The sequence below is a fragment of the Arthrobacter sp. TMT4-20 genome, from assembly GCF_054510775.1.
Genome location: NZ_JBTNDW010000019.1, coordinates 1 through 13136, shown reverse-complemented (window position 1 = coordinate 13136; position 13136 = coordinate 1). Strand labels below are relative to the sequence as shown.

Genomic DNA, 13136 nt, shown 5'->3' with positions numbered 1-13136 from the left:
TTTTCAGACGATAGTGGTGTTCAGCGAGCCTTAGACGGTGGCAAAGTGCACCCACACGCCGATGACCCAGGCGCTTCCTGCGAGCAGTGCGAGCCCAAGTTCGACCAGAATTCCGATGCCGGTTGCCTTCAACGCAGCCCCGCTGGACGATAGCGCCGGGCCGACTTGCCGCTGCCGGGCGAATTCGCTCGCGAACAGACCAGCGGCGAAGCCCACGAAGAGCCCGACCACGGGGATCAGGAACATTCCCAGCACGCCAGTGACCAACCCGATCACGACCGATCTGCCCGGAATCTGGCGCTGCTGGAGTTTCCGGCCAGTCAGGACCGCGCCGGCGAGCAGGCCAGCGACAGCCAGCGCCGCTCCGACGCCAAATGCCATCCAGCCCGCGGTGCTGGACACCACCAGCGCCCACATCAGGAGGGAACCGATGATGAGAATGCTGCCCGGGAGGATTGGCACAATGACTCCCGCGACGCCAACCACGATCAGCAGGCCGGTCAGCACGGTCATCAGGATCTGAAATTCCATAGGAAAAGTCTCTCACTGCGCTGGCTCCCATCCGGCCACTCTTGTCCCCCACCGGCAGTAATAGTAAGGTTGCTGAGGAAGCCGTACGGCACCGATAGTAGGAGGCACCATGAGCACGCAAGGAACAGGGAACGACCCGGCAGAGGGCAACTCTCCCCGGGAGAACACCCCCAAACATTCTGACGGCACTGCGGATTGGCGTGATTCCTCTTCGGCCAGCGCCAACGACGGCGACGCCACCCAGGTGCACGACTACACCGACTCGCGCCGCTCCGACCGCGACGGTGACGCCACCGAGGTGCACCGCACCACCGACTCGCGCCGCTCCGACCGCGACAGTGACGCCACCCAGGTGCACCGCACCACCGACGGCGAGACCACCCGCGAACACCAGACACAGTCCGGCGGCTCATCAGGCGCAGTAGCTACCGGCGCCGGGGCGGGTGCCGTAGCGGCGTCGCCGTCTACCCGCACCCAGCCCGTCGCTGCGCAGCCGGTCAGTCATACCGCTGATCCGGATGACGACCGGTACCGCGACACCCACGACGACCGTCCAGCGCTACCGGCGTCGGCCGAACGGGCAGCCCTCCTGCAGCACGAGAAGGACACCTTTGGTGGCATGAAGTTTGGGTCGGCGTTCTTCGGCTGGCTCACCGCCACCGGGATGGCAGTGCTGCTCACGGCGCTCGTCGCCGCGGCTGGAGCAGTCTTCGGGCTCTCCACCAACACTGACCTGACCGATGCCGCCGACCAGGTGGCCGCAGATCCGCAGACCGTCGGGATCACGGGAGCAATTGTCCTGCTGGTGATCCTGCTCCTCTCCTACTTTGCCGGTGGTTACGTCGCCGGACGGATGGCGCGGTTCAACGGAGCGAAGCAGGGGGTTGCCGTGTGGCTTTGGGCACTCATCATCGCGGTACTGGTGGCGGTGCTCGGCTTGATCTTCGGAAGGCAGTTCGACATTTTCGCGAATCTCAACAGTTTCCCGCGGATCCCCCTCAATGAAGGGAACCTCACGACCGCGGGCATTATTGCTGTCATCGTGGCGCTGGTCGCAGCCCTCGTCGGAGCCGTCCTGGGTGGTCTCACCGGCATGCGCTACCACCGCAAGATCGACCGGGCGGACTACGACAACACGCCGACCCGATAGCCCTCAGCAACTGCGCCCCACCCGTGTCAGCTCATGGGTGGGGCGCAGTCGTGTGTGGTCAACGTCCCGGCGACCTCCGCTGCAGGCTTTCAAGATGCTGGTTGTAGGCGGTGAGTTTGGCGTCGTCGTCCCGGTCAGCGGCGCGGTCCTCGCGAACCGCTGTCCGTTCGTCGTCCTTCCGCCACGCCATGGCGACGCCTAACGCGAGGAGTACCGTCGGGATTTCCCCAATTCCCCACGCGATCGCGCCGCCTCGCTGCTGGTCAGCCAGCAGAGCTGCCTGATCGGTGAGCTGCAGGTTAGCCCACCAGGTGGGTGCCAGGATCTCTGTGCCGCCCAGGAGCGACAGGCCGAAGAAAGCGTGGAACGCCATGGTCGCGAGCAGGATGATCAGCCTGAACGGGTACGGCGATCGGGCTGGCCCCGGATCGATCCCGATGAGCACCCAGGCGAAAAGATATCCGGTAATAAGGAAGTGCACGATCATGAACACGTGTCCCACATGGGTGGACAGGGCCAGTTCGAAAACGGGTGAATAGTAGAACCCCACCATGCTGCCCACGAAAATCAGCCCAGCAACCGGGGGGCGGGTGAGGAAGTGACTGAAGCGTGAGCGGAAGAGCCAGAGCACCCACTCGCGGAGGCCTCGGCTGCCGTCGGTGCGCGGACGTGTCGACTTGAGAAGCAACAGGATCGGCGCCCCCAGCACAAAGAGCACCGGTGCGTACATCATCAGGCCCATATGTTGGATCATGTGCCCCGAAAAACTGGTCCTCCCATAGACGGCGGGCCCGCCGCTGGTTAGCCAAATCAGCAGGGCGCACCCTGCGAGGAAGGCCAGCGAGCGGGGAATGGACCAGCGATCGCCGCGACGCCGGACCCTGATGACCGCAGCCACGTAGGCTCCGGCGGCAACAAGAACCAGGAACCCAATCGTCCAGTCGGGATGCCACGAAGTTAGGAAGCTGGGGACAGTGAGCGGCTCCGGGTACGGGTAGCCGAGGAGGGAACGGCGCAGGTCGACGTCGGCGATTGACCCCTGCGGAACGGGCGGCGGACTCGCGGCAAGACCGGCGGACACGCCGATGGTAACAATCATCAGCGCCGCTTCGGACACACCAAAGGTAACGAACGCCCGTCGGTCCTCCGGGTCGCGGTCCAGGCGCGGCAGAATCCTGCGGCGCTGATACCACCCAGCGAGCCCGAGCAGGGTCAGGCTACCCATCTTCACCACCACGAGCAGACCGTAGGGTGTGGCCAGGTCCGCCAGGGACCCGAGGCGGAGGCTGGCGTTGATAATCCCAGAAAAGGCCACAGCCCCGAACGCCCACGCAGCCAGTGCTGAGTAGCGGCGAAGGACCCGCCCCGTGTCCTTGCCCAGCCGGGATCCCAGCAGCAGCACCGCCGCGAGCCCGCCGACCCACACGCACACGCCGACCAGGTGGAGCGCCAGGGAGTTGACGGCGTTGCCGTGGTCATCCGACCCGGCAGCATGCCCGGCCAGCGCCAATGGCAGGATCCCCATCGCTGCGATGGCCAGCGCAATACCAGCCCCCGTGGTCGACCGGACCATTGGCAGCATCACGACCAGAACCAGGACCGCTAACAGCGCCACCAACAGGATCTGCCCGAGCTCCAGTTCAGTGGCGAAGAACAGGAAAATCGACGCAAACCCCGGACTGTTGATCGGTTGGCCCGCAGTGTCAGCGGCAATCAGCACCAGCGAGGCGACCGAGGCGACAAACCAGACACCCGCCGAGATCCAGGCCCAATTGAGAGCCTTCCATTGGGCGAACCCAATGATCGACTTGTTCCGGTCGGACGCCGGCAGGAGACTGGCGCAGAGCACCAGGAAGCCGATTGTCATGGCAGCGCTGAGATCCTGGATTACCCGCGCGACTGGCCGAGCATGCACCACAAAGTCGCCGGGATCCGCCATGGTGGTTCGGTACGTGGTGAGCGCTTCGCTGAAGTACATCGACAGGATCGCGACCGCCAGGCTGACCGGCACTGCGATACCGAAAACTACCCGCACAATGCTGCGCTCCGGGATCCGCTCCCCCGATACTGGCCGCTCATCCCTCACGGCGGCCAGCTCAGCAGGATCCTGCAGCGGGCCGCCTTTAGGCACCTCGGGCCTCAATTGCGGCTTCGACGCCGATCACGAAATCGGCAGGCGACGCGAGTGGCTCACCATCGATGTACACGGTCGGCGTGCCTGAGATGCCCGAGGAGGATGCTGCGTTGGTGGTGAAGTCCACCCAGGGGCGGAAGGTACCTTCAGCAACGCAGGTGGAGATGTCCCCTGCGCCCGACGCTTCAGCGAGGTCGCTGAGCTCGTCATCGCTCAGTTCCCCAGTGGGGAAATTCCCGAATAGCGCTTGAGTGAATGGCAGGTATGCCTGCGGGGCCGTGTCAGCCACGCACGCTAGCGCGTTGGCTGCCCGGGAGGAGTACGCGCTGGTCGAGTTCCGGTCGAGGAAGGCAACGGTTCGGTACTCCAGGGTGACGTCGCCGTCGTCGAGCCACTGCTTAATTTGGGCTGAGTAGGTTGTTTCGAAGTCCGCGCAATGCACGCAGTTGACGTCGACCCACGCGACCACCTGGACCGGCCCGGGCCCAGCGTCGGCCTCCACCCCCGCCGGTGTTTCGCGTGTCTCCTCCAGCGCCGCCTCGGCGTCGACCGTCCCGGCAGCGGTGGCCGCCAGGTCGGTGGGAGAGGCAAGCGTGATCCCGCCATACTCATTGCCGTGGGCTGGCGCGGGACCGGCAGCCGGAACATCCGGGCGAATCGAGGACACAATCACCACAGCGATCACCGCGAGGACAGCCAGGACTCCGCCAATGATTCCCCACCTCATCAACAGGCGTGAGCGCTTTTCCCGCCGCTCGTGGTCCAGCCGAAGTTGCTGGGCTGATTCGCGGGAGGAGCCGGCGGATTTAGTGTTTGGTGCGGGCATTTTGGGGTTTCCTTTGAGTGGGAGGATGCGTGTTCGGGGTCAGATAGCGAAGAGCGAGTCTCCGATGAACCCGCCTTCAGCGCAGCCCGGCGGGATGGCGAACACTGCAGAACCGATGGGCGTGGTCCATTGGTTCAGGAGGTCCAGTTCGTCCAGTCGTTGCTGCAACGGGACGAATTGACGGTCGACGTCGGCCTGATAGCTGAGGAAGAGCAGGCCGGCGTCAGAAACAGGCCCTCCAGTTGGTGTCGTGTTGTAGTTATACGCACGACGGAATATCTTTTCGCCGGGCACGCTGGACCGGGCCCTGCGCGTGTGCGCGAACTCGGCGATGACCGGAAACCCCAAGGGGGTGGTCTTCTCGAAATCTGGTTCGTCCTTCTCATTGCGTCCGGTCAGCGGGGCGCCGTTCGTCAGGTAGCGACCGACTGACTCTTCACGGCCCGGACGGTCCAGCTCATCCCACGTGTCCAGGTCCATGGCAATTTTGCGGATCACCATCGACGTTCCGTTGAAAAGCCAGGCAGGAGAAGCGGAGCTGTCCCAGACCACCGTCTCGAGGTCGTCCGAGCCAAGTCGGGGGTTGGCTGTCCCATCGACCTGGCCAAACAGATTGCGCATCGTCACGGAGGCCTCTTCCGAACCGAACGCCCGCCGGAATCCTTCCGTCGACCAGCGGACCTGGCCGAAAGACCGGGTGTCCTTGAGGAGCATCCGCTGCGCATGCGACACCGTGACGAGATCTTCAGAGGCGACGTGAATTAGGAGATCGCCTCCGCACTGATCCTCGTCGAGATCGTCAATGGAGAAGGCGGGGAGCGGCTTGAGCCAGGAGGGTGCACTGTTGTCACCAGCGAGCCGCACAATGCGTTCCCCGAACCCGAAGGTCACTGTGAGACGGGCTGGAACGATGGCCAGCTCCGGTTCCGGATCTGCCAGGGCCGCCGCGCCCTGTGTCAGACGGGCCGCATCGTCGGTAAGGAGCCGCATCAGTCGAACCACCTGTTCCGCTGTCTGTACCTGAACCAGATCCACAGCGGTAATCACTGTGTGAGACTGGGCTGGAGTATCAATACCCGCCTGGCGCGCCCCGTAGAACGGGATGGTTACTGCGCCGTGGATCGCCGATCTGGCGTCCTCGGCGTGGCCTGCAGCAGCAGTTGACGAGGCGTCCCTCCAGGAGGAACCGATCAGGGCGGCGGTGGCCGCACCCACACCGGTGGCGGCGCCTCCCCACAGGAAACGCCGACGATTCAGCCCCGGCAGGGCATCATTGGTATCCGATTGAGTCACTGGTCGGGTGCCCCTTCATCGGCGGACCCGGAGCGAGTATCCGAGCCCCTGTCATCAGCTGAGCCGGAGTCGGAATCCGTTTCGATATCCACGGACTCGTCGCCGTTGTAGGTTTCATTCGCTCCCGAGTAGTCCTTGACAGGTGCATCGAAGCTGAAGATCGAGCCATCCTCCATGGTCAGCTCGAAGCCAACAGTGTCACCTGCCAGCAGCGGTGCAGTGAGGCCCATCAACATCAGGTGGTCGCCTCCTGGCGCCAGGATCATTTCGACTTCGGAGACGACAAATCCCCCGTCTTTCTCCTGCATCATCATCTGACCGTCGTCCCCTGCGACTGTCTCGTGCAGCTCTATCATTGGGGACGCTGCGGTGGAGGCCGAGATGACTGTCACCTCGGCGCCGTCCGTCGACAGGATCCCGAAGGCAGCGCTCATGCCTTCTTCGGCTGATTTCACCCAGGCATCCTCGATGGACACGGAATCGGCCTGTGCTGCCACGGCAGTACTGGGAGCGGTTTCGGAAGCTGTTGCTGCGCAGCCCACGAGGGCGGTGATTGTTCCCAGGGCAACAAACCCGGTGGCGAACTTGGTGGAGAGTTTCATGGTGATTCCTTAGCTAAGTAGTGGCGGTGACGGCGCTCTTGATCAGCGGGCACGTCGGAGACGCAGAACCAGCGCGAACATGCCGAGGCCGCCAGCGGCTCCTATCAGGGCGTACTGCCAAACCGGCAGCATGGCCCAAAAGCCAGCCGATGGTTCCGGTTGTCCGGCGAGGTCGCCGGGCGCAGCATCAGGAGTTGCGGTTTCGACCGACGGCGCGCTTGCGGCGGCCGTGATGGGTTCTGCGGAGGCTGGGTCGCCGACAATGAAGTCGAAGGACCCAGCAATGGGATGTCCGTCGCCCGAGACCACGCGCCACCGCACCTGATAGGCGCCGTCGTCGAGGTCGGCGACTGTCTGAGTCAGAGTATTACCGGCTAGTTCGGGAACTCCGATGGTGCGATCTGTGGAGGTGGAATCAACCACCAGCACCGCTGCGCCCAGATCCAGGATGTCCGCGCTGAAAGCGAGGTCAATGGATTCTGGAGCTGTCGCCAACTCGTCCCCCTGTTGGGGGTTGCTGGAAACTAGCTCATCGTGTGCACTAGCGCTGGGCAAAGAGACGGATCCACTACCTAAAGTGATTCCGCCCAGAGCTAATGTCACGAGTGCTGCACGTCGGAAAATGCGAACCAACCCGCCAGAACGCGGGGTGGGCAAAGGGTTCTCCTACCTTTGTGAGGTACGCGAAGTCAGGCGGTGATTCTCGGTGCCGCAGCTGACCGGGTCAGGCGAAAGACAGCTGCTGGACCGGGGGCCCTCGAAGGCGACGCCTTGAGTCGGCATGCAGGAGATCGTGCATACCCAGGGTTGCCGGACGGACAGGAAGGGAGCGCAGCTCCTCGGAGACCGGGCAGGAGCCAACCCAACGGATCATCGCCGTCAAGGATGCAGCCAGGGCGCCAACCAAGGCCCACCACAGCGCTTCGCCGTGACGCACCAGAGCAATCGTCAGTAGACCAGCCGCGAAGTGGGACACGATCATCAGGATGCCCGGATGCTCAGTACCGGTCAGGGCAGCCGATGGGACCGGCAAAAATAGCTCATGGCCGTGGCCGGTACTCGATCCGGTCGGTGCTGTCGAACCGCTAGTGAACAAGGCGAAGAGCGAGTGAAAAACCACCTGGCTGATCGCTACCCCAACGGTTATTCTCGCAAGGGTCAGTCGACGGCCGGCAAGAATGACGCATACGAGCGTCCCGAAGGTCAGCGCAACGACAACCGCGATCGTTGGAACGCCACCGCCAGCGATAGCATGTGAGGCACCGGCGAGGAAGGTCGATGCGGCAGCAGCGAGTAGCCCACGGGTTAGGCGGGCGGCTGGTGTCACACTGGTCCTGCCAGACATTGTTCCTCCCTCCTGAAAATTGTAACCTCTTCTACGGAGAGTAGAAAAAGTTGCACCACGACCACCAAGGCTCCGAGAAAGTCACCATGGACACCGCTACGCCACGATTCGCGCAGGACAGGCCTTTTGGTCTGATCCTGGTCATCTCAGGGGTGGTGGGGTGGTTGGCATCTGGTCAGTTGGTCCTTGAACGGCTGGCTGTCTACGCGGACCCCAACTACGTCACCAGCTGCGACGTCAACGCCTTCGTTTCCTGCGGTGAAGTCTTCAAGACCTGGCAAGCGAGTCTCTTCGGCTTCCCCAACCCCCTGCTGGGTATTGTCGCGTTCTCCGTCGTCATCACCACGGGGGCCATGCTTCTCGCCGGGGCAAACGTAGCTCGCTGGTACTGGCGCGCATTGCAGGTGGGTGTGACTCTGGGGATGGTCTTCACCATCTGGCTATGGAGCCAGGCCCTCTTTGCGATCGGGATCCTCTGCATCTACTGCATGATCGTGTGGGCTGCGATGATCGTGCTCACCATTTTCCTCACTTCACGCAATTTTGTTTGCGGCGTGTTTCCGGCGAGCGAGCGAGTGCGCCAGTTCCTCAGCGGATGGACGGGGACCACGGCGGCACTGTTGGTGATTGCGACGGCGGCCACCGTATTCTTCCGGTTCATCGGCGTATTTGCCGGCTGACTTTCAGGCTGGCCGGCCCGTCCAGCCTGCACGGAAGGGCTCCAACCATTGATCCACGTCCCGCAGGGGCCCGGCCTCTACGGCATACAGGCGCCGGGTACCGTCCCCACGGACGCGAGCAAAACCGTTCTCGCGTAACACCCGAAGGTGCTGCGAGACGGCAGGCTGGGAGATCCCAAATTCGGTGCGGATGACCCGGGCAATATCGCCAGCCGCCCATTCCTCATCGAGGAGAAGCTCAAGAATCCGGCGGCGAACCGGGTCGCCGAGGACGTCAAAAGCATGCATAAGCAGAACCTATCAAAAAGTGCTTATATTCGTCTAGACTTATATACGCGACATCCCCTGCCACCGGGCCGAAGCGGCCCGCCAGCAGGGGACAATCAAGATCTTTCACCTCAACAACACGGGCTAGGGCGAAGGCTTTCCGCCGTTGACATTCAAGGTTTCGCCCACCACATAGCTTGACTCGGAGGACGCAAGGAAGACGTAGGCCGGGGCCAGCTCGGTGGGCTGTCCTGCGCGACCCAAGGGGGTGTCCTTGCCAAACTCCGGCAGCTTGTCCTTTGGCTGTCCATCCGAAACCTGCAATGGGGTCCAGATCGGACCAGGAGCAACGGCGTTGACCCGAATACCCTTGGGTGCCAACTGCTCGGCGAGGCCCTTGGTGAAATTGTTGATCGCAGCCTTGGTGCTCGCATAGTCCAGCAGAGTCGACGACGGGCTGTAAGCCTGAATCGATGTCGAGTTCACGATGCTCGACCCGGGCTTCAGATGCTTCAGCGCTTCACGGGTGATCCAGAAGAACGAATAGATGTTCGTCTTGAAAGTTTCATCCAACTGCTCATCGGTGAGGTCTTCAAGACGCTCGACCGCAATCTGCTTGCCGGCATTATTCACAAGGATATCCAGGCCACCCAGCTGTTCGGCGGCATCGTTCACGAGTGAACGGCAGAAAGCCGCATCGGTCAGGTCGCCCGGAAGCTTGACGGCCTTCTGGCCGCTCTCTTCGATGAGGCGCGCCACCTCGACGGCGTCGGGCTCCTCGACGGGGAGGTAGGACAACGCGACGTCGGCACCTTCGCGGGCGAAAGCGATAGCGACGGCAGCCCCGATACCGGAGTCCGCTCCGGTGATAAGCGCCTTGCGCCCCTTGAGACGGCCGGTGCCACGATAAGAGGTCTCGCCGCGGTCCGTCTGTGGTTCCAGATCCCGATCCAACCCGGGTTCGGGCTGGTCCTGCTTGGGGGCCGAGATGCTCGGGAAACGAGTCACCGGATCCTGGAAGGTGTACTGGTCAGTCGTTGAAGTCTTGTCAGTCATGCGTTCCTCACTAGCCGTGCGTACGTACGATACGGTCTGTGCAGGCCAACCGGGAGACGGATCGAATACCGCCCTCCCCGAAAGCTAAGCCTACTGACTATCCTAGGACGTACCCACCCATCAGACAAGGCAGTGCGGGGAAGCTAGAAGATCTGAGCGAAGAATCCCGCACCAATACTCGCCACGAGAGCGATGATGAGAAGCCAGACGATGGGCACACGGTATTTGTTGATGTAGCGCATGGTCCCCCAGTCTAGGCGAGCCTGGCAGCTTGCCGCCGAGCGGAAATAATTCACCACCTCCCCACGCTGCAAAAGGGTATGGACAAGCTGATAGCAGTTACTGGATCGACCGGGGCCATCGGCGGCGCTACGGCACGCATTCTTGCTGCGTCCGGGCTCGCACTTCGCCTGCCGGTCCGAGACCTCGGCCGCGCACCGGCGCTGCCGGGCGCAACCGCCGCTGAGTGCAGCTACGCGGACCGTTCGGCAGCCGTGACAGCTCTTGAGGGTGTCCACACCCTCTTCATGGTCTCAGCAAGCGAATCCAAAGATCGCGTGGAGCAGCATCTGACCTTCGTCGACGCAGCCAGTGAAGCCGGTGTGCAGCACATTGTGTACACCTCATTTTTCGGTGCCGCCGCGGACGCCACCTTCACCCTCGGGCGCGACCATTGGGCCACCGAGGAACACATTCGCCGTTCCGGGATGGCCTACACCTTCCTCCGCAACAATCTGTATCTGGACGTCCTACAACATTTCGCCGACGACGACGGCGTCATTCGCGGCCCCGCTGGCAACGGGCGATTGGCCGCGGTGGCCCGGGCGGACGTGGTGCAGGTGGCCGCCGTTGTCCTTAGGGATGCCGCCGCCCATGCGGGCAACACCTATGAGCTGACCGGCCCCACGGCGCTAACCCTGGCGGAGGCTGCAGCGATCATTTCGCAGGAAACCGGCCGGGAGGTCACTTACCGGGCCGAATCGGTCGGTGAAGCGTACGGTTCCCGGCAGCACTTCGGCGCGCCCGACTGGCAGCTCGATGCCTGGGTCAGCACCTACACAGCAATTGTCGAAGGAGGGCTGGCCCGGACCACCACCACGGTGCAGGATCTGACGGGTCAACCAGCACTGGATCTCGCTCAAGTCCTCCGCGGCGACCGCTAGGCTCAAAGGATGCGCAGAGACTTCAGCAGAGACGACACCTCGACGCGTGACTTCTACCGGCTGCTCACCTCGACGGTGGTACCCCGCCCGATCGCCTGGGTGTCGTCCCGGTCAGCGGCAGGCGAGGACAACCTGGCGCCGCACTCATTTTTCACCATCGCGTCGGTGGACCCCCCGATGGTCGCTTTCACATCGGTAGGGCGGAAGGACACCCTGCGCAACATTGAGGAAACCGGCGAGTTTGTCGTCAATCTCGCGCCAGAGCAGCTGTTCGAGCAGATCAACGCCACCGCCACGAATTTTGACCGGGAAGTCAGCGAGTTCGACGCCGCCGGTCTCACCCGGGAGCCGAGCCACACGGTGACGCCCCCACGACTGCGGGAGTCTCCGGTCGCCCTGGAGTGCAAGCTACATCTGGTGCAGCCCATCGGGGATTGCTTTGTGGTTTTCGGCGAGGTGACCCATGCAGCCATTTCCGAGGACGTCCTGGACGGGACCCACCCACTGATGGACCGCCTCAAACCACTGTCCCGGCTAGGCCGCGATGAGTGGGGTACCACCGGAGTCGTTCACACGATCAAGCGCATTCCCGTGGAGGAGTGGCCGGGGCACTTCCGCGGCTGAACGGGTACCGCGGAAGCGCCCCGGCCACTCCTCCTCCCGGGTTTCACCTTCCAAACAGTCGACCAAACCAACCTGGCTGAGCCTGCCCCTCAGACCGCGCACGCTTCGGCTCGACGGTCGGATTGCAGGAGCACTGATCCTTCTTTGGTACCGACCGCATTACCTGATCGACGTGATTTCCACAGCCGGCCCAGGTGGTTTTCCGGCAGCGCATACAGGTGGTTGTCCGGCACATGCGAACTCTCTTTCATTAGGGTCCAGGCTGGAATCGTGGACGGCGTTCACTCAAGTATGCAAATACCCCTAGGGGTATGTCAAATACAGGCCACGCCGAGACTGACCCTCCTTCGCCCACGAAAGGTCAAGGAAGCTTGACATGATGGCAGAAGTCAAGGAAGCTTGACCCCATGACAAGCTTCCTTGACCACTTTGGTTTCCAGTGAGGAACGATCTCAGTACGCTCCGCCGCGCGGCTGGCATCTCCCAACGTGAACTCGCAGAAGTCCTCGACGTTTCGCGTCAGACCATCAATTCCATTGAGACCGGCCGCTACGATCCGTCGCTCCCACTGGCCATAGCTATCGCCCGACACTTTCGCAGCACCGTAGAGGAGATCTTCCATGTCGACTAGCACCTATACCTCAAAGCAAAAGGCCGCGGTCCTCGGGCTGGTACTGGCAGGGCTGACTGGTCTCATCGTGACAGGGCTGTTGCTTCAGGAGTACGGGCCGGGAAATATGGGGGCTGGCCTTCTGGCGGGCGGCGCCGTCGGCCTGGTCGCCGCCCTGATTGGCCTGTGGCGCATCACCAAGACCCCCTCACGAGTGAGCACCTTCGAACGCGCCTGGACCCAGACGGGCGATGAACGGGACAACGCCGTCCTCACCAGATCGCTGGCAATCCTAGGACTCCTAGCGGTCCCGCTGACCGCCATCGCGGCAATAGCCGTGGGCTTTGGGGCTGCCGTGGAGATGGTTCTGGCTTTGCTGCTGCTGGCACAAGCTTTGGTGGGAGCCGTCGCGTTCGTTGCGATCAACCGTAAGAGCTGACGCCTCTTTGGGCGTCGATCCTCACAGATCACTAACTATGCCGTAGGGCGCATACTTACAGGCGGCATACATCTAACTCACATAAACTACGTATATCCGCGGGTTTAGCATCCCTTCGTCTGCTGGGGACAGAATCTAACGCAGGGACACTTATGAGTACTACAACCTCCGGCCGTAGCGTGCGCGTTGCTAAGCCGAACGACGTCGTCGCCTCCTATGCGACGCTGCTGAAGCAGGTACGCAAAGAAGGTCTGCTGAACCGTCGCCGCCGCTTTTACGTTTCCGTCTTCGCTGCACTGGCATTAACCATGGGTGCCGCCTGGACCGGTTTCGCCCTGCTGGGCGACACCTGGTTCCAGTTATTGATCGCCGCCGTGCTCGGCGTCGTCTTCACGCAGATCGCGTTCCTGGCCCAC

The 13136-nt window shown here is 62.8% G+C and carries 15 protein-coding genes and 1 pseudogene; 7 read left to right on the top strand and 9 right to left on the bottom strand.

Annotated elements, in window-relative coordinates; translation table 11 throughout:
* Positions 1–30 precede the first annotated feature (30 nt).
* Positions 31–531: a DUF456 domain-containing protein gene (locus ACX80Z_RS14660; RefSeq protein ID WP_459316372.1), complete on the bottom strand. Its 501-nt coding sequence runs from the start codon at positions 529–531 to the stop codon at positions 31–33.
* 109 nt (positions 532–640) lie between these two features.
* On the opposite strand from ACX80Z_RS14660, the gene ACX80Z_RS14655 reads away from it, so the two are divergent.
* Complete coding sequence (locus tag ACX80Z_RS14655) at positions 641–1681, top strand: YrzE family protein (RefSeq protein WP_459316371.1); 1041 nt, start codon at positions 641–643, stop codon at positions 1679–1681.
* Between the two features lie 58 nt (positions 1682–1739).
* Here the strand turns inward: ACX80Z_RS14655 and ACX80Z_RS14650 are convergent, their stop codons facing one another.
* The 6 genes from ACX80Z_RS14650 to ACX80Z_RS14625 form a co-directional block, all read right to left on the bottom strand.
* A complete protein-coding gene (locus ACX80Z_RS14650) occupies positions 1740–3812 on the bottom strand; it encodes a cytochrome c oxidase assembly protein (protein ID WP_459316370.1) in 2073 nt (690 codons plus the stop codon).
* On the bottom strand, positions 3805–4641 hold the full coding sequence (locus tag ACX80Z_RS14645; protein WP_459316369.1) for a DsbA family protein: 837 nt from the start codon (positions 4639–4641) through the stop codon (positions 3805–3807). Before ACX80Z_RS14645 ends, ACX80Z_RS14650 begins: the two co-directional genes overlap by 8 nt.
* Positions 4642–4680: 39 nt before the next feature.
* Positions 4681–5934 (bottom strand): Dyp-type peroxidase, encoded by a 1254-nt coding sequence (locus ACX80Z_RS14640; protein ID WP_459316368.1) that lies wholly within the window; start codon positions 5932–5934, stop codon positions 4681–4683.
* A complete protein-coding gene (locus ACX80Z_RS14635; protein ID WP_459316367.1) occupies positions 5931–6536 on the bottom strand; it encodes a copper chaperone PCu(A)C in 606 nt (201 codons plus the stop codon). The genes ACX80Z_RS14640 and ACX80Z_RS14635 overlap by 4 nt, the downstream gene beginning before the upstream one ends.
* A 42-nt stretch (positions 6537–6578) precedes the next feature.
* Complete coding sequence (locus ACX80Z_RS14630) at positions 6579–7139, bottom strand: copper resistance CopC family protein (protein ID WP_459316366.1); 561 nt, start codon at positions 7137–7139, stop codon at positions 6579–6581.
* 121 nt (positions 7140–7260) lie between these two features.
* On the bottom strand, positions 7261–7881 hold the full coding sequence (locus tag ACX80Z_RS14625; RefSeq protein ID WP_459316365.1) for a hypothetical protein: 621 nt from the start codon (positions 7879–7881) through the stop codon (positions 7261–7263).
* 86 nt (positions 7882–7967) lie between these two features.
* Between ACX80Z_RS14625 and ACX80Z_RS14620 the strand changes: the two genes are divergently transcribed.
* Complete coding sequence (locus ACX80Z_RS14620) at positions 7968–8561, top strand: vitamin K epoxide reductase family protein (RefSeq protein WP_019484064.1); 594 nt, start codon at positions 7968–7970, stop codon at positions 8559–8561.
* A 3-nt stretch (positions 8562–8564) separates the two neighbouring features.
* Here the strand turns inward: ACX80Z_RS14620 and ACX80Z_RS14615 are convergent, their stop codons facing one another.
* Together ACX80Z_RS14615 and ACX80Z_RS14610 are read right to left on the bottom strand one after the other, a co-directional pair.
* Entirely contained in the window at positions 8565–8849 is a 285-nt protein-coding gene (locus ACX80Z_RS14615) for an ArsR/SmtB family transcription factor (protein ID WP_019484063.1), read from the bottom strand.
* A 123-nt stretch (positions 8850–8972) separates the two neighbouring features.
* Positions 8973–9884, bottom strand: coding sequence for an SDR family oxidoreductase (locus ACX80Z_RS14610; RefSeq protein WP_019484062.1), 912 nt, complete (start codon positions 9882–9884; stop codon positions 8973–8975).
* Between the two features lie 320 nt (positions 9885–10204).
* Here ACX80Z_RS14610 and ACX80Z_RS14605 point away from each other — a divergent pair, with 320 nt between their 5' ends.
* The 5 genes and pseudogenes from ACX80Z_RS14605 to ACX80Z_RS14585 form a co-directional block, all read left to right on the top strand.
* On the top strand, positions 10205–11047 hold the full coding sequence (locus ACX80Z_RS14605; protein ID WP_459316364.1) for an NmrA family NAD(P)-binding protein: 843 nt from the start codon (positions 10205–10207) through the stop codon (positions 11045–11047).
* A 9-nt stretch (positions 11048–11056) separates the two neighbouring features.
* On the top strand, positions 11057–11671 hold the full coding sequence (locus tag ACX80Z_RS14600; RefSeq protein WP_459316363.1) for a flavin reductase family protein: 615 nt from the start codon (positions 11057–11059) through the stop codon (positions 11669–11671).
* Between the two features lie 439 nt (positions 11672–12110).
* Entirely contained in the window at positions 12111–12302 is a 192-nt protein-coding gene (locus ACX80Z_RS14595) for a helix-turn-helix transcriptional regulator (protein WP_024476534.1), read from the top strand.
* Positions 12292–12720, top strand: a complete 429-nt coding sequence (locus ACX80Z_RS14590; protein ID WP_459316362.1) for a hypothetical protein — start codon at positions 12292–12294, stop codon at positions 12718–12720. Before ACX80Z_RS14595 ends, ACX80Z_RS14590 begins: the two co-directional genes overlap by 11 nt.
* A 152-nt stretch (positions 12721–12872) precedes the next feature.
* Positions 12873–13136: pseudogene (locus tag ACX80Z_RS14585) on the top strand (acyl-CoA desaturase); the annotation flags it as partial.